A 15,788-nucleotide genomic window follows, 5' to 3' on the forward strand; every position below is an offset into this window, starting at 1 on the left:
TAGCTTCCTTTTTTATTTATTATTTTGAAGGTTTGAATGAACTTTTTAAAGGAACAACTCTATTGAATACTAATTTATCATCAGTAGTATATTTAGTATCGACAGAGAAGAATCCATTTCTAACAAATTGGAATTTATCTAGAACTTTAGCATTTTCAAGTTGAGTAGGCTCTGCAAATCCTTGAAGTATTTCTAGAGAATCTGGGTTTATTTGTTCTAAGAAATGCTTACCTTCATTTTCAGGAGCATCATCAAGTATTAATGGTTCATATAATCTAAATTCACAAGGCTTAGCAGTAGTTGCTTCAACCCAATGTATAGTAGATTTAACTTTACGCCCTGTAAATCCTGAACCACTCTTAGTTTCTGGGTCATAAGTACAATGTATTTCAGTTACATTTCCATTTTCATCTTTTATAACTTCATTACATCTTACAAAATATGCACCTTTTAATCTAACTTCGTTTCCAGGGAATAATCTAAAGTATTTTTTAACAGGTTCCTCCATAAAGTCTTCTTGTTCTATATAAAGTTCTCTACCGAATGGAACCATTCTTTTTCCTTTAGTTTCGTCTTTTGCATTATTTTCGATTTCTAACATTTCTATTTGACCCTCAGGATAATTAGTTATAACTAATTTTAAAGGTCTTAAAACACCCATAGCAAGTGGAGCTTTAGGTTGTAAATCTTCCCTTACGAAAAAGTCAAGCATTTGGCTATCAACTTTAGAATCAGCTTTAGATACACCAATTTCTCTACAGAAGTTTGTTATAGCTTCAGGAGTATATCCTCTACGTCTAAGACCTGATATAGTAGGCATACGAGGATCATCCCATCCATCAGTTATACCTTCGTCAACAAGTTGCTTTAGCTTTCTCTTACTCATAACAGTATTTGTAAGGTTAAGTCTTGCAAATTCTATTTGTCTAGGGATATTTTCCATTTCACATTCTCTAACAACCCAATCATATAATGGTCTTTGATCTTCAAATTCTAAAGTACATATAGAATGAGTTATTCCTTCTATTGCATCTTCTAATGGATGAGCAAATGCATACATTGGATATATACACCATTTGTCTCCTGTGTTATGGTGCGTTGAATGAGCTATTCTATATATTATAGGATCTCTAAAGTTTATATTAGGAGATGACATATCAATTTTTGCTCTTAATACTTTTTCTCCATCTTTAAATTCACCGTTTCTCATTCTTTCGAATAAGTCTAAGTTTTCTTCAACAGTTCTGTTTCTATAAGGACTGTCTTTACCAGGTTCACTTAATGTACCACGATATTCTCTCATTTCTTCAGGTGTTAATTCACACACATAAGCTTTACCTTTTTTTATAAGAAGCACAGCTTTTTCGTACATTGTATCGAAATAGTCTGATGCGAAGAATAAATTATTCCAATCAAATCCTAACCACTTAACATCTTCTTTTATAGAATTTACGTATTCTACATCTTCTTTAACAGGGTTAGTGTCGTCAAATCTTAAGTTTACTTTTCCTTTAAATTCTTTTGCAAGACCAAAGTTTAAGCATATACTTTTAGCATGACCTATATGTAAGTAACCATTTGGTTCTGGTGGAAAACGAGTTATAATGCTGTCATGTTTTCCAGTTTCTAAATCATTAACTATAATGTTTTTTATGAAATTAGATGAAACATTTTCGTTTGACATATTAATAGTACCTCTCATTTATTAATTTTTTATCCATAGTACAAAAAAGTACTATAATCCATAATATTAATTTTAATCTAATATTGTAAAAAAATAAAGATATAATTAAATATATATACTTAAAATTATTATATGAATGACTAAATTTTATAATATAAATATAAAATTATGATAAATTTCCGTTTAAATAGTGAACTTAAATCCTAAAATGCCATAAAAAAATGTATACTTACTAGATAAGTCTAAATAATAATAATATGATAGTCATTTTTTAAACTAATAAACATATATTTAGGAGTAGTTAATTATGGAACAAATACTATATTCATTAACAGACCACAAGGCATTAGCCATAATAGTTGGATTTTTACTTATAATGCTTGAGACTTTTGCTCCAATACTTCCATTAATTGCGATAGTGCTAGCAAATGCTTTTGTTCTTGGGATGTGGATGGGTTTTTTAGTGTCATGGGTAGGGTCAGCAATTGCATCTATAATTCTATACTATATAGCAAATAAGTTTTCAAGGTTAAAATACATACAAAAGTATAAATCAAAAGAACAAGTAAAAAGGATAACTTCTTGGATTCATAAGCAAGGATTTAACACTATATTTATATCTTATGCATGTCCTTTTATACCAGATTTTTTAGTAACAATTTCATCTGGATTTGCAGGAACAGAAATAAAAAATTATATATCAGGAATGGTATTTGGAAAATTTGTAATGTTTTTACTTATAAGTTACATTGGGGAAGATTTGGATAAAGTTTTACAAGAACCTATTAAAGTAGTAGTATTTGCTTTAGCTGTAATTATATCTTGGATACTTGGAAGAAAAATAAATAATAGAATACATACAGGAAATGTACCTAAATAGAATTAAATAATATAAATATAATATTTATAATTTTCGACAAATAATTTCACAAAAACATTTACTATATATATATTTTTGTGATATAATTTTATAGTTATATTTTAATGAAGGGGGAGAGTAATATGAAAAAAGTATATATTATAACAACATATACAGGTACAGTATTATCGTTTCTTATAAGACGTATAAGTAAAACCCCATATGCACATGTATCAATATCTTTAAATGAACAATTAAGACCTATGTATTCATTTGGAAGGTTAAATCCTAAAACTCCTATATTTGCAGGGTTTGTGGAGGAAAATATAAATGAAGGTTTATACGCTATAAGAACTAACACTATGTGTCGTGTTTACTCGTTAGATGTTACTGATGAACAATATCATAAATTATACAAGAATATAATGAATGTAAGTGAAAATAGAGAACAATATGATTATGATGTAAAAGCACTTTTATATCTAAGCATAGATAGACCTAGAGAAAAAGAATTTAAATATGTATGTTCACATTTTGTTGCTGATATGCTAGAAAAAAGTGATATAGATATTATGAATAAGCCTTCTTATGAAGTAAGGCCTAATGATTTTTATGATTATAAAGGTTTAGTGCTAGAATACGAAGGATTACTTTCTAAATACTACGATAGAAATAAAAATGATATGTACTTAAGAAGAACAGTTAATGTATAAATACCTCTTATTTTAAAGAGGTATTTATTTTTTTACAACAAATGGATATAATGTAATTAAATACAAATAATAAGAAAGGGAGTATTTAATGGTAAAGAAAATAAAACCGTACATAATATCACTTATAGTCATTTTGATATATTTAATCATAAAACTACCAGTTTTAAGTTTTGACTTCATATCATTTACATCAACACTTATACTATTTTTTGGTTTATCAGGCATATTAGACATGATGCTTGATAGGTCAGAAAAGACTTCTAAAATGGCAAAATACAATTTTTTTATAGCTATAATACTTATAGTTTATAATATAGCTGTTCCATTTATAACATCTTCACCAATACTTCATTCCAAATCATATAGAAACTTATTAGGAGAGGTTAAGGAAAGCACCTTTACAAAAGATGTAAGTCCTGTAAGTGTAGCAGATATTCGTTTAGTAGATGAAGATATGGCTATGAAATTGGGAGACAAAAAAGTTGGAGAAGTACCAGCATTAGGAAGTGTTGCTAAACTTGGTAAATTTCATATACAAAGTGTAAATGGAAATTTATATTGGGTGGCACCACTTGTACATAGAGATTTAATAAAATGGATAACATCCATGGATGGAACTAACGGATATGTAATGGTATCTGCTAGTAATCCTCAAGATGTAAGATTAGTTCAAAAGATAGACGGGAAACCTGTTAAGATAGTATATCAACCAGAAGCATATCTACATCAAGACTTACACAGACATATGTATTTAAAAGGAATTGTAAATGTAGGTATGACAGATTTTACACTTGAAATAAATGATGAAGGCAGACCTTATTGGGTTACAACATTATACAAACATGATATAGGATATAGCGGTGCTAATGCTATTGGGGTGGCTACAGTAGATGCAGAAACTGGAGAAACTAAGAGGTATAATATAAAAAATGCACCAAAATGGATAGATAGAATACAGCCTCAAGAATTTGTAACAGATCAAATAAATGATTGGGGATTATATGTGAAAGGATTTTTAAATTCTGTAATATCAGAAGAAGGCGTTTTAGTTCCAACTGAAGGAACATCTTTAGTTTACGGAAATGATGATAAATCATATTGGTATACAGGGATAACTTCTTCTGGTGGAGATGAATCAACTATAGGGTTTATGTTAGTTGATACTCGTACTAAAGAAGCTAAATTATATAAACAACCAGGTGCAACAGAAGCAGCAGCTATGAGATCTGCAGAGGGTAAAGTTCAAGAGAAAAACTATGAAGCAACATTCCCTGTGATGTATAATATACTTGGAACTCCTACATATGTTTCATCTTTAAAAGATAAAGCAGGATTAGTTAAGATGGTTGCATTTATATCAGTAGAAGACTTTAGCATATTAGGGCTTGGAGAAACAAAAGAAGAAGCACTTAGGAATTATAGAGAGGCACTTTCTTCGAAAGGAAATAATATAAAAATAGAAAATGATACAACAACAGAAATAGTAGAGGGTACTGTATCTAGAATTAGCCCAGATGTAAAGTCAGGGAATACTTTCTATTATCTGACTTTAGAAAATAATGGTGATAAAGTATTTAATGCAACATCAAAAGTATCTATAGACTTACCACTTACTCAAGTAGGAGATAAGGTTAAAATAACTTACCAAAAAGGGGAAAAGGGATTTGTAGATATAGTTGAATTTGATAACTTAAGTATAGGTAACATGACTAAAGAAAATAAATGATTTAAGTTAGAAGTAGCAAATTTGCTACTTCTTTTTAGTTTAATTAAATATAATATTTGAATTTTTAAATAAATCACCTAAAATTTGTAAATTTTATAGTACTTGCTTAATATAATAATATATGACCTTTAATATCAAATAACTTCAAGGAGATAGACAATATGCTTGGGATAGAAAAAGAGATATTGATTTTAGTAAGTAGAGTTAGGTGTATGACGGAAAATCAATTTGGAAAAGTTTTTGGGACAAGGAAGAAATTCAAAAAAAAATCTTTTAAAAAAACTTTAAGAAAGATGTGCAATGATTATACACTTAGAAAGTATCCATGTAATATAAATTATTCAGGGTATAAAGACAATTCATATGTATATTACCTAAATGGAAGTAAACAATACAAAGGTAAAGAACTTATAAAGGTAGTTGTTGGATCAGAAGTGGCAATCAAACTAAATAATAATGGATATGATATAAAAAGATTCTATAGAAATATATCAGTAGGAAATTCAAAGTATGATTTATTTGTAGAATATATTGATAAATATGGAGATATAAAGCAAATCTTGATAGACATAAAAATAGATGAGAAATTAAACACTTCTAAGTATGAAAACATGGATGAAAAAATAAAAAAATCAACAATACCTTTTTTTGAAACTCCAAAAGTATTAGTTATAACAGGGGAAGAAATAGATGATTTACAAAGAAGTAGGGTAAATAAGTTAGATGGTGAAGTTGAAATAGTAGATATATTTTTAAATAAATTGTTTAGATATATATAAAAGATTTGTATTTATATATAATATAGTATTTAATATTAAAAAAGTGTAGATATTTATTATGCCTACACTTTAAATATGTTTAATCATATTTTTAATAATATCAAATATACAACACATTGCAGAAAGTTTTTAATTAAAGTGATAATAGCTAAAAAATTAGGTTTCTAAATGAATATTTACAACACTTTAGCTAAAAATAAAACAAAAAAGTTTTTAAAAATATTAATTTCGATATTTTCTCCTATATGAACAACAAATATGATAGAATTATTACTAGATAATAAGGAGGGATTTAATGAAATTAAAATTAATTTTACTATTATCATTGATATCAATTGTAATGGTAGGTTGTTCTAAAGAAGACGATGATTTAGTTAGTCAGGGAAAAGTTGCTTTAGAAAAACATGAATATGATAAAGCTAGGGACATATTAGCAGATGCATTACAGGCCGATAGTGCAGATGATGAGGCCAGAGCTATGTATATGCAAGCTGTTAATATGGAAAAAGCTAATGAATATGAAAATCAAGGAAATTATAAAAAAGCTATAAAAGAACTTGAACGTATAGAAGATATAAAAGATGGTTCATCAAGTATTAAAAATGAGGCATTAACTAAGAAAAAAGAACTTATAAAATTAGATGAAGAGTATCAAAAAGCTCAGAAAGAAAGGAAAGAAAATGCAAAAGAAGCTTCTAAAAAAGGTGTAATTTATGCACAAAAGCAAGTTTCAAGTATTCAAGCTATAATACTAGCTAAAGAAGAGGAAAATAGAAGAAAAGAAGCTGAAGAAAAGCAAAAAGAAGAGCGAAACTCAAAAGAAAATATGGAAATAACACAACCAATAGTTCCTAATCAACCGGGAACACCTCCTATAATCCCTTCAACAAATCCAGATACTCAACCTATTCCTCAAACTGTAGAACAAAAAATACGAACTATAGTAGATAAAATTTTAAAATAAGGTTGTATAGTACAATAAATAGCTATGATTTAAATCATAGCTATTTATTGTACTTAAATTGTAAATTTTATTTCATATAGATAATATAAAAGAATATTTAATTGATGAAAATTCTTATTTTGAATCTTTAATATTTATCTGATTGTTTATGTATTTACCCAAACAAATTTTTATTAATGCTGCAAAAGGAACAGATAAAAAAACACCTAATATACCAAATAATGATCCTCCTATAAGTACTGCAGATATAACCCAAAGTGGACTAAGTCCAACCTGATCTCCCATAATCTTAGGTCCGATTATATTTCCATCTATTTGTTGAAGAATAAAAATAAATACAAATACCCAAAGTGCCTTAAGGGGACTATAAAGAAAAGTCATAGAAATAGGTAGTATAGCTCCTATAAATGGACCGAAATAAGGTATTATATTAGTTAAAAAAATTATAAATGATAAAAATATAGCATTATCAATTTTAATTATAAACTTAAATCCTAAAAAAGCTAATATTCCTATTATTAATGAGTCTAATATTCTACCAACTATATAATGATAAAATATATAATTAAAGGTTTTAAAAAATTCTAAAAAAGAATTAGCTTTTTTAGTAGTGGTAATAGCGTATAATAAATTTTTACAACTTAGTATTATATTTTCTTTATCATATAAAATATAAAAAGACAATATAATACCCATTAAAATATTAAAAAATAAAGAAGTTATACTAAGTATATAATTTAAGATATCAGTGGAAGTTTTTGAAGATAAATTATTAAGTTCTTTTAATAGTATATTTAATCCATCTTCTATTTTATATATCAATAGTTTTAATATATCTAAATGAGATATATGCTTAGTAAATACTGTATGTAAAGTATCTATACAATAAGGTATCTCCTTTAATAAAGTGCTCAATGTATTTATTAAAGAGGGGATTATCATATTAGCACAGATAGATACTAATAAAAAAATACCAATATAAGATATTAAAAGACTTAAAATTCTTTTAATATTAAACTTTTTTTCAAGAAATACCATAAATGGGTTTATCAATAGAGAAAATAAAATACCTATAAAAAAAGGACTCAGAATAATGAATAAACCCTTTATATTAGATAATAAATTTTCTGGTGAATCTATAAACTTATATATAAGTATAGTTATAAAAGCTATAAATACATAATACTTTATATTTTCCTTTGAAATCATAATATTCTCCTTAAAAATGTACTTAAATTAGATATATTAATAGTATTTCATATAAACGAAAAAAAATTAGGGTTTTGTTTTTAACAACAATGTATTATTATATATAATTGTAATAATAAAAAGTCTTATATTAGTGAATTATTAGCATGATAAAATATTAAAGAGAAGGTGTAATATGAGGATAAATAAATATATAGCGTCTTGTGGTATAGCATCAAGAAGAAAAGCCGAAGAACTTATAAATGATGGTAGAGTTAGTGTAAATGGAAAAATTATAACAGAATTATCATTTCAGGTAGATGAAGCTAAAGATATAGTAGAAATAGATGGAGAAAAAATAGGACTAGATGAAAAAGAAGTATACATAGTTTTAAATAAGCCAGAAGGATATATAACAACAGTAAAAGATCAATTTGATAGACCAAGTGTACTTGATTTAATAACTGATATAAAAGAAAGAATATATCCTGTTGGAAGACTAGATTATGAAACTAGCGGATTATTACTTCTTACTAATGATGGTGATTTAACATATAAATTAACTCATCCAAAACATGAGATAGATAAAACTTATATGGCAATAGTAAAAGGTGTACCAACTAATGAAGAAATAGAAAACTTTGAGAAAGGTTTGTATATAGAAGATTATAAAACAGCACCTGCTAAGTTTAAAATAGTAAAAATAAATGAAGAAAAAAATTATTCAATATGTCAAATAAAAATACATGAAGGTAGAAATAGACAAGTAAGAAAGATGTGTAGAGCTATAAATCATCCAGTACTTAGACTTAGAAGAGTTGCTATGGGTAAAATAACTTTAAAAGAAACTGAAGTAGGAAGCTACAGACACTTAACTAGTGATGAGATAAAATACTTAAAGGGTATAAAGTAGGTGAATTATGATAAAAGCTAAATATCTAACTAAAGTAATAGACATAAATAAATTGTATCTAGAACAAATAATAAATGAGGGAGATATAGTTGTAGATGCTACTATGGGTAATGGTTACGATACAACATATCTTGCTAAGAAAGTAGGAAAAAATGGTTTTGTATATAGCTTTGACGTTCAGGAACAAGCTATACAATCAACATCTAAAAAGTTAGAAAAAGAAGGCTTATCTTCTAGGGTAAAACTTATTTTAGATGGTCATGAAAATATGGACAAATATATTGATAAAGAAATTTCATGTGTAGTATTTAATTTGGGGTATTTACCAAGAGCCAAGCATATGATTACAACAAAACCAAATACAACAATAAAGGCTATAGAGAATAGTTTAAAGCTACTTAAGCCTCATGGTGTAATAAGTCTTGCAATTTATACAGGACATGAAGGTGGATTAGAAGAAAAAAATCATGTGTATAATTTTGTTAAAAATTTAAATCAAAGTGAATTTAATGTATTAGAATGTAAATTTATAAATCAAATAAATAATCCACCAGAGCTTATTTTGATAGAAAAGAAAAAAGAGTATTAAGCCATGCTTTAAGCATGGTTTTTTAGCTGATTTATTTCTGAAAAATTTTTTAAAAGAATTAATTATATAATGTTAGATAAAAATAAAATTATATACATTTTTTATATAAAATCCTAAAATGAATATTTAAAATATATATGTAAAAGTGGTATAATAATAATTGATGCTCAATCAGAAGTTAAAAATAAAGAAAATTTGAATATAGAATCATTTCTAAAAGAATATAGAAATTTTAGTAATATATAAATTATAAGGAGAAAGAAATGGAAGATACTAGAGACTTAAAAGATAGTAAAAAACTTATCTCAGACATACAAGCACAATATCCAAGACTTAGTAAAGGACAAAAGCTAATAGCTCAATATATACTATCAAATTATGATAAAGTAGCTTTTATGACAGCTTGCAAATTGGGGGAAACAGTAGGAGTTAGTGAATCTACAGTAGTAAGGTTTGCAAATGCACTAGGTTATTCTGGATACCCTAAACTTCAAGAAGCACTACAAGAACTCATAAAAAATAAGCTTACAACAGTTCAAAGAGTGGAAATGGCAAAAGAATATTCAGATGATAGTACAATACTTAATAAAATACTAAAAGGTGATATAGATAATATAAAATCAACACTAGAAACAATAGATGAAAAAGCATTTGAGGAATCTGCAAATAAGATACTTAAGGCCAGAAAAATATATATATTAGGTATGAGAAGTTCATTTACTATAGCTCAATATTTAGGCTTTTACTTAGATATAATACTTGATAACGTTCATATAATAAGAATGGATATGGGGGACGCATTTGAGCAAATAGTAAAAATAAATGAAGAAGATGTAATAATAGCTATAAGCTTCCCAAGATATTCTAAAAAGTCATATCAAATAGTAAGTTATGCTAAAGAAAAAGGAGCTCATATAATATCATTAACAGATAGCTTATTTGCGCCAGTTGCATCTTTAGCAGATGATGTATTATTAGTAAAAAGTAATATGGCATCATTTGTTGATTCACTAGTACCTGCATTAAGTATAGCGAATGCTTTAATAGTATCTGTTGGTATGAAAGAAAAAGAAGACATAAAAGAACACTTTAGTGATTTAGAAAAAATTTGGGATCAATACTCTGTTTACGAGTAGAATACATTCTATAAGCAATATACTTTCTCAGTAAACTTGGGTATATTGCTTATTTATTTTTTATATTGAATATTATTTAACAGCATTAAACTAGCTAGCAATAAACTGACATTTATATAAAAACTGACAATTATTTAAATAAAATATTACTAAAATTTTTAGAAGTCTCTTTGTCCATTTCTTCTAAAACATGATTATACTTATTCATACTAATCTTAATATCACTATGTACTAATCTATTAACAACAGTTTTAATATTTGTTCCAGATAATAACTCTAATGTAACGTTTGTATGTTTCCTCTTTAGTATAAACATGTGCTTCAAATTCATCTTTTTATATAAAATTACATGTATTCTCATTGATCTCTTTTAATCTATGACTTTCAGATAATACAGCCCTTAAAATAAAATGCATTAGCTCAGAATAGAATTTTAGACTTAGAACAAAATGAAGAAATCTTATATGATAAAGAAATATATATTAGAAGTTATACAAAAAAGACTAGAAAAGCAACAGTTAAAAAGAAATGTGAAAATAGAATACTTAATTCCTTTATTAATATTTTTTGTGTAGATTTACCAGGAATACATTTTATATGTTTTTGAAAGTTATCAAGTATTTTTATTAATTCTTTGCTGTTACAGGGTGATCTTCCAATAAATTTATTATGTCAACTATTTCAGAGTAATTAGGTTCTATAAAGGTCAAAAAGTTAAATTTTTTAAATGATTTTAGATAATTTAACCTTTCAAATAATAATTTCATATTTGAACTTCTTATTTTTAAGAGTGTCCATCCTCTTAAATCTTAAATTTAACGTTTTATTTTCCTATTATGATGATTTAATAAAAATGTCCCCTTTTTATAAGTATAATTATTTTTTCTTAACCAATTGAATAAATGTAATATTCTACTCAGTGTGTTTTATATGATAAGAAACAAATTATAAAAAATATTATACAAACATTTAATAATATGATTTTAGATTAAAAAATCATATTACTATCTAAAATGATTCATATGCATTTACTGTATAACTGGCTTAATTTATATCTAATCTTATGATTAAATTAATCATGGATAGATCGTACTTCAGTGGTCCATTATAGTCTATTGATATATAAGTATACGTCATATCTTATCGAAAAATTTGATGCTTTATGTTTTTTAATTGAATATATTCACAAAATGTCTAAAGCATGAACATTATATATTAAATTGATATTATATTTTCAAAATTTATAGAGAACTCAGAATGATTATTTATAAATCTTATCTATGAAAATAAGATCAATTTGATTATTTACTATTATTAAAAACTATTAAAATCACTATATATATACCAGTATTAAAAAATAAATTCACGAATTTAAACATAGAGAGGATAGATGTTAATGAGATCAAGTAGAAGAGATCTTTTAGATAAAGTTTTAGAATACAGTTTTGCTTGTATAGAATTAAATTTATATTTATATAATAATCCAGAAGATAAAAATGCTTTAAATTCATACAACCAATATAGCGATAAGTATGCTTAAGCTAGATATGATTAGATTTTTAGGAGAAAGGGAAGTAGTACACTATCAAAGATTTGGCGAGTCATTAATGTATGTTTACGACTTTACAGAATATAGACAATAATTCTAATAAAATACTAAATAAAAAAATCTTATATATTAGCTACATTTTATCTTAGTAAAATATAATTAGCAAATAAACTTGGAGCAATTAACGTACAAATAAATGCAAGAATGCTATTTTAGCTTCTTGATCTCTTATTGAGTGGATGTAGTGTAAAAACATTTCAAGGGCTAAGTAACCAGTTTGAAAAGTATAATTACAGTGCATTTGTTGCAATACTCCCAGAGTAATAGTTTGGGAGTATTTTTATGTACTTCTACATATATTTATATATAAATTTTAATACAAAAGGCCAAAGACAAAATGTATAGACTTTGGTCAGGTCACTTACGTCCAATTATACTAGTTGTTCATATATACTAAACAAATTTGTAGCTCTATGCTTATATATTTACTTGTAGAATATAAGTGTATACTAAGCATATGCCAAAAGTTGTATGTCATATTGTAAAAAGTAAATTATATATTTAGATTTTCTAGATGATAATTACAATATTCTATTTATGAATGGATTTAAAATAAACAATATACTTATTTTGGTATATTGCTTATTTTTTTAGTTTTTAAGTACTATATAATCTTTTAAGTTTATAAATTATTTATATACATTAAAATGCTTTAAATATACTTCATCTTTTTCTTTCTTAGAGCGAGTATCGAAAGGATTGTTTATAAGTGCTTTTACATATAAACTAGGATAATTATAACTTAAATAATTGATATAATGACACCACATATAAGTTAGATATCGATAAACTTGAGATATATCACTTTCCAAATGCTCCTTTTCATATTCTTTAATATCTATATTGTATCTAGTATCAATTTCTTCTTTTAAGTGAAAAAGTGCCATAATAGTTTTTGTAAAAGTTTCGTGATCGTGTAAATATTCATTACTTATTAAAATTACAAGTAAGTTCTTGCTTTCATGAAGAGAATCTTTTATTACAGTTAAGTCAATATTATTTAAATCAATTTTATAGTCATATTTAGATGTAATTAATTTAATATTTTTAAAATAATCAACATCATTTATTAGTCTATCTAAATCAACCATATTTCCAATATTATTAATATTTTTATCACCAATAGTAAACTGATTCAGTAATTTAGTTCCTACCTCTGTGAAGAATACACCTATTAGTAGACTAAGCTTTTCTACTATATGCGCCCTTTCTCTTTTTTCTAGCAATTTATCTATGAATAACGTTGTGAAAAATACCTCCATAGGTATAAAGGCTATATCTGCAAATAAAAATATCAAAGTATGATGAGCGTCTTTAAATATTAAGTAATGTATATAGTGCAAAAACAGTGACAATAAAATAAGAAATGCACCTATCAGTATATTTTCATTTTTAAATTTATTCATTATATCCTCCAATTTAAAAAAATTAAATACTTTATTTACATATAAAAAGTAAGTAATTATGCCTTTAATAACTTCTGCCAAAGTTAATGATGATATACATTTTTAGTTAAAATAAATTTTACCTAGTATTATAAAATAACTATATTTTTAATTTATTTGAATTATCTCTCAGGTACTTTCTTTTATTTTTATAATTTGGTATTACACTTTCAACTAAGTTCCAAAACTCTTTTGAATGATTCATATGTTTTAAATGACATAACTCATGCACTAATACATAATCAATAATATCAATAGGCGCTAAAAATATCCTCCAGTTTATGTATATATTACCTAGAGAAGAGCAAGTCCCCCACGTAGTCTTTTGTTCTTTAACTTTAATATTTTCAGGATATATATTTAAAATTTTAGAGTATATATTTAATCTTTCTTTAATTTTTTTATTACCAGAAGTTATAAACCATTCTTTGAGTAATTCATAAATCACATTACGTCTATTTGATATACCTATATGAGAACTTATGTCTACTATAAACTCATTTTCTTTTAAATATATACTATTTTTAGATAAGAATTTATTATTATTAATTCTTAATGTATATGGACTTCCAAGGTAATAAATATTATCCCCATCTATAAGTTCAAGTTTTTTTGTACTAAAATTTATCTCATCAAGTTCATGTAATTTATTTAATATCCAATGAATCTTAGATTTTAATAAATCATTAATATGGAAATTAGATATATCACTTGGTGAAGTTACAGTAACTATACCAGGATATTTAACTTTAATATAAATATTTTTTATATTAGATTTTTTTATTATAGAATATTTTATAGAATTATCTTTGTATTTAATTTCATGCAATGGTTTAACCCTCCAAATAAATGTATTAACTTTATTTTACATAAAAAAATAGATTATTAATATAAAAATATATTGACAATCCTATAAAAAGATAATAAAATCATTAGAAATAAATAATTTAGAGAGTCTACGTATAATCCCAATGATATGGTTTGGGAGTTTCTACCAAGAACCGATAATTCTTGATTACGAAGGAGTTTTACATGATTTTAGTGTGCAAGCTTCTTTGTGATCAAGAATTTTTTTATACAAAAAATTAAAAACATAGAAAATTAGGGAGGCAATTTATTATGAGGAAATTACCAAAAATAGAACTACATTGTCACTTAGATGGGAGTGTTAGACCACAAACAATAATAGATATAGCAAAGAGAGAAAATATAGAAATACCTTCATATAAAGAAAGTGACATAAAAGAATTAGTAATGGTTAAAAAAGATTGTACATCACTTAATGAGTATTTAGAGAAATTTGACTTACCTAATAAAGTTATGCAAAGTAAAGAAAGTTTAAAGCAAATAGCTTTTGAACTTTTAGAAGATGCACAAAGAGAAAATGTAAAATATATAGAGGTTAGGTTTGCACCTCTTTTACACACTAATAAAGGACTAAGTGTAGAAGAGATAATACAAAGTGTAATAGACGGAATAAAAGAAGCTCAAAATATATATGATATAAAGGGTAATGTAATATTATCTTGTTTAAGAACTATGAGTGTAGAAGATGGACTTAAAGTTGTAGAAGCTGGGAAAAAATTTATAAATAAAGGAGTAGTAGCTATAGATCTAGCAGGATGTGAGGAAGAAAGATTTTGCAATAAATTTAAACCTGTAATAGATAAAGCTAGAGAGTATGGATATAATGTAACAATACATGCAGGGGAAGCTGCAAGTGGTCAAAATGTTATAGATGCTATAAATTTACTAGGTGCAAAAAGAATAGGCCATGGTGTTAGAATAAAAGATATGAAAGAAGCTTATGATTTAGTAAAATCAAACAAAGTATATCTTGAAATGTGCCCAACAAGTAATATTCAAACTAAAGCAATAGATGATTTTAATAATTATCCATTATATGATTTTTATAAAGATGGAATATATGTGACGTTAAATACAGATAATCGAACAGTATCTAATATAGATTTAACAAATGAGATAGATTTAATATTCAGGAAGTTTAATATTAATAAAATAGAGTATAAAAATATATACTTAAATACAGTAGAAGCAACATTTTCTGATGAAGAAACTAAAAACTGGTTAAAAAGCTTTATATAAATAAATATCACTTCTTGGCTAGATAAATTATCCAAGAAGTGATATTTATTTGAAATAATTTATTATAGTTTAATAAA

Annotated in this window: 15 protein-coding genes and 1 riboswitch; of the genes, 10 read left to right on the forward strand and 5 right to left on the reverse strand. The window is 25.6% G+C overall.

What is annotated here, in order from left to right:
• Nucleotides 1-19: 19 nt before the first annotated feature.
• A complete protein-coding gene (locus I2H23_RS03870; RefSeq protein ID WP_195237702.1) occupies nt 20-1,684 on the reverse strand; it encodes a glutamine--tRNA ligase/YqeY domain fusion protein in 1,665 nt (554 codons plus the stop codon).
• 307 nt (nt 1,685-1,991) lie between these two features.
• Between I2H23_RS03870 and I2H23_RS03875 the strand changes: the two genes are divergently transcribed.
• The 5 genes from I2H23_RS03875 to I2H23_RS03895 all read left to right on the forward strand — a co-directional run bounded on the left by I2H23_RS03875 (nt 1,992) and on the right by I2H23_RS03895 (nt 6,725).
• A complete protein-coding gene (locus tag I2H23_RS03875) occupies nt 1,992-2,564 on the forward strand; it encodes a TVP38/TMEM64 family protein (RefSeq protein ID WP_195237704.1) in 573 nt (190 codons plus the stop codon).
• Between the two features lie 122 nt (nt 2,565-2,686).
• Nucleotides 2,687-3,256, forward strand: a complete 570-nt coding sequence (locus I2H23_RS03880; RefSeq protein WP_195237706.1) for a hypothetical protein — start codon at nt 2,687-2,689, stop codon at nt 3,254-3,256.
• 88 nt (nt 3,257-3,344) lie between these two features.
• Nucleotides 3,345-4,982: a hypothetical protein gene (locus tag I2H23_RS03885; RefSeq protein ID WP_092925930.1), complete on the forward strand. Its 1,638-nt coding sequence runs from the start codon at nt 3,345-3,347 to the stop codon at nt 4,980-4,982.
• Between the two features lie 161 nt (nt 4,983-5,143).
• Nucleotides 5,144-5,761, forward strand: a complete 618-nt coding sequence (locus I2H23_RS03890; RefSeq protein WP_092925928.1) for a hypothetical protein — start codon at nt 5,144-5,146, stop codon at nt 5,759-5,761.
• Between the two features lie 295 nt (nt 5,762-6,056).
• On the forward strand, nt 6,057-6,725 hold the full coding sequence (locus I2H23_RS03895) for a tetratricopeptide repeat protein (protein ID WP_166505372.1): 669 nt from the start codon (nt 6,057-6,059) through the stop codon (nt 6,723-6,725).
• A 114-nt stretch (nt 6,726-6,839) separates the two neighbouring features.
• Here I2H23_RS03895 and I2H23_RS03900 read toward each other — a convergent pair whose 3' ends face one another.
• A complete protein-coding gene (locus I2H23_RS03900) occupies nt 6,840-7,934 on the reverse strand; it encodes an AI-2E family transporter (protein ID WP_166505373.1) in 1,095 nt (364 codons plus the stop codon).
• A gap of 175 nt (nt 7,935-8,109) precedes the next feature.
• Between I2H23_RS03900 and I2H23_RS03905 the strand changes: the two genes are divergently transcribed.
• The 3 genes from I2H23_RS03905 to I2H23_RS03915 all read left to right on the forward strand — a co-directional run bounded on the left by I2H23_RS03905 (nt 8,110) and on the right by I2H23_RS03915 (nt 10,551).
• Nucleotides 8,110-8,826 carry a pseudouridine synthase gene (locus I2H23_RS03905; RefSeq protein ID WP_166505374.1) on the forward strand — a complete coding sequence of 239 codons (717 nt, stop codon included), beginning with the start codon at nt 8,110-8,112 and terminating at the stop codon, nt 8,824-8,826.
• Nucleotides 8,827-8,833: 7 nt separating this feature from the next.
• Nucleotides 8,834-9,415: a tRNA (mnm(5)s(2)U34)-methyltransferase gene (locus tag I2H23_RS03910; RefSeq protein ID WP_166505375.1), complete on the forward strand. Its 582-nt coding sequence runs from the start codon at nt 8,834-8,836 to the stop codon at nt 9,413-9,415.
• A 263-nt stretch (nt 9,416-9,678) separates the two neighbouring features.
• A complete protein-coding gene (locus I2H23_RS03915) occupies nt 9,679-10,551 on the forward strand; it encodes a MurR/RpiR family transcriptional regulator (protein WP_092925918.1) in 873 nt (290 codons plus the stop codon).
• A gap of 130 nt (nt 10,552-10,681) precedes the next feature.
• Here the strand turns inward: I2H23_RS03915 and I2H23_RS03920 are convergent, their stop codons facing one another.
• Complete coding sequence (locus I2H23_RS03920) at nt 10,682-10,882, reverse strand: integrase (protein ID WP_242977287.1); 201 nt, start codon at nt 10,880-10,882, stop codon at nt 10,682-10,684.
• A 1,065-nt stretch (nt 10,883-11,947) separates the two neighbouring features.
• Here I2H23_RS03920 and I2H23_RS03925 point away from each other — a divergent pair.
• Entirely contained in the window at nt 11,948-12,091 is a 144-nt protein-coding gene (locus tag I2H23_RS03925; RefSeq protein ID WP_166505376.1) for a spore coat protein CotJB, read from the forward strand.
• 698 nt (nt 12,092-12,789) lie between these two features.
• Here the strand turns inward: I2H23_RS03925 and I2H23_RS03935 are convergent.
• Together I2H23_RS03935 and I2H23_RS03940 are read right to left on the reverse strand one after the other, a co-directional pair.
• Nucleotides 12,790-13,566, reverse strand: a complete 777-nt coding sequence (locus tag I2H23_RS03935) for a hypothetical protein (RefSeq protein ID WP_195581112.1) — start codon at nt 13,564-13,566, stop codon at nt 12,790-12,792.
• A 139-nt stretch (nt 13,567-13,705) separates the two neighbouring features.
• Nucleotides 13,706-14,434 carry a M48 family metallopeptidase gene (locus I2H23_RS03940; protein ID WP_166505378.1) on the reverse strand — a complete coding sequence of 243 codons (729 nt, stop codon included), beginning with the start codon at nt 14,432-14,434 and terminating at the stop codon, nt 13,706-13,708.
• Between the two features lie 109 nt (nt 14,435-14,543).
• Nucleotides 14,544-14,643, forward strand: a riboswitch (purine riboswitch).
• Nucleotides 14,644-14,724: 81 nt separating this feature from the next.
• Between I2H23_RS03940 and add the strand changes: the two genes are divergently transcribed.
• A complete protein-coding gene (add, locus tag I2H23_RS03945) occupies nt 14,725-15,711 on the forward strand; it encodes an adenosine deaminase (protein ID WP_166505379.1) in 987 nt (328 codons plus the stop codon).
• The last annotated feature ends 77 nt before the right edge of the window (nt 15,712-15,788 follow it).

This window comes from Romboutsia sp. BSD2780061687b_171204_C1 (assembly GCF_015560225.1).
Classification (GTDB): Bacteria; Bacillota; Clostridia; order Peptostreptococcales; family Peptostreptococcaceae; genus Romboutsia_C; species Romboutsia_C hominis.

Coding starts and splice junctions, on each gene's coding strand:
- I2H23_RS03870 (WP_195237702.1), bottom strand. CDS start 1,684: ATGTCAAACGAAAATGTTTCATCTAATTTCATAAAAAACATTATAGTT.
- I2H23_RS03875 (WP_195237704.1), top strand. CDS start 1,992: ATGGAACAAATACTATATTCATTAACAGACCACAAGGCATTAGCCATA.
- I2H23_RS03880 (WP_195237706.1), top strand. CDS start 2,687: ATGAAAAAAGTATATATTATAACAACATATACAGGTACAGTATTATCG.
- I2H23_RS03885 (WP_092925930.1), top strand. CDS start 3,345: ATGGTAAAGAAAATAAAACCGTACATAATATCACTTATAGTCATTTTG.
- I2H23_RS03890 (WP_092925928.1), top strand. CDS start 5,144: ATGCTTGGGATAGAAAAAGAGATATTGATTTTAGTAAGTAGAGTTAGG.
- I2H23_RS03895 (WP_166505372.1), top strand. CDS start 6,057: ATGAAATTAAAATTAATTTTACTATTATCATTGATATCAATTGTAATG.
- I2H23_RS03900 (WP_166505373.1), bottom strand. CDS start 7,934: ATGATTTCAAAGGAAAATATAAAGTATTATGTATTTATAGCTTTTATA.
- I2H23_RS03905 (WP_166505374.1), top strand. CDS start 8,110: ATGAGGATAAATAAATATATAGCGTCTTGTGGTATAGCATCAAGAAGA.
- I2H23_RS03910 (WP_166505375.1), top strand. CDS start 8,834: ATGATAAAAGCTAAATATCTAACTAAAGTAATAGACATAAATAAATTG.
- I2H23_RS03915 (WP_092925918.1), top strand. CDS start 9,679: ATGGAAGATACTAGAGACTTAAAAGATAGTAAAAAACTTATCTCAGAC.
- I2H23_RS03920 (WP_242977287.1), bottom strand. CDS start 10,882: ATGAATTTGAAGCACATGTTTATACTAAAGAGGAAACATACAAACGTT.
- I2H23_RS03925 (WP_166505376.1), top strand. CDS start 11,948: ATGAGATCAAGTAGAAGAGATCTTTTAGATAAAGTTTTAGAATACAGT.
- I2H23_RS03935 (WP_195581112.1), bottom strand. CDS start 13,566: ATGAATAAATTTAAAAATGAAAATATACTGATAGGTGCATTTCTTATT.
- add (WP_166505379.1), top strand. CDS start 14,725: ATGAGGAAATTACCAAAAATAGAACTACATTGTCACTTAGATGGGAGT.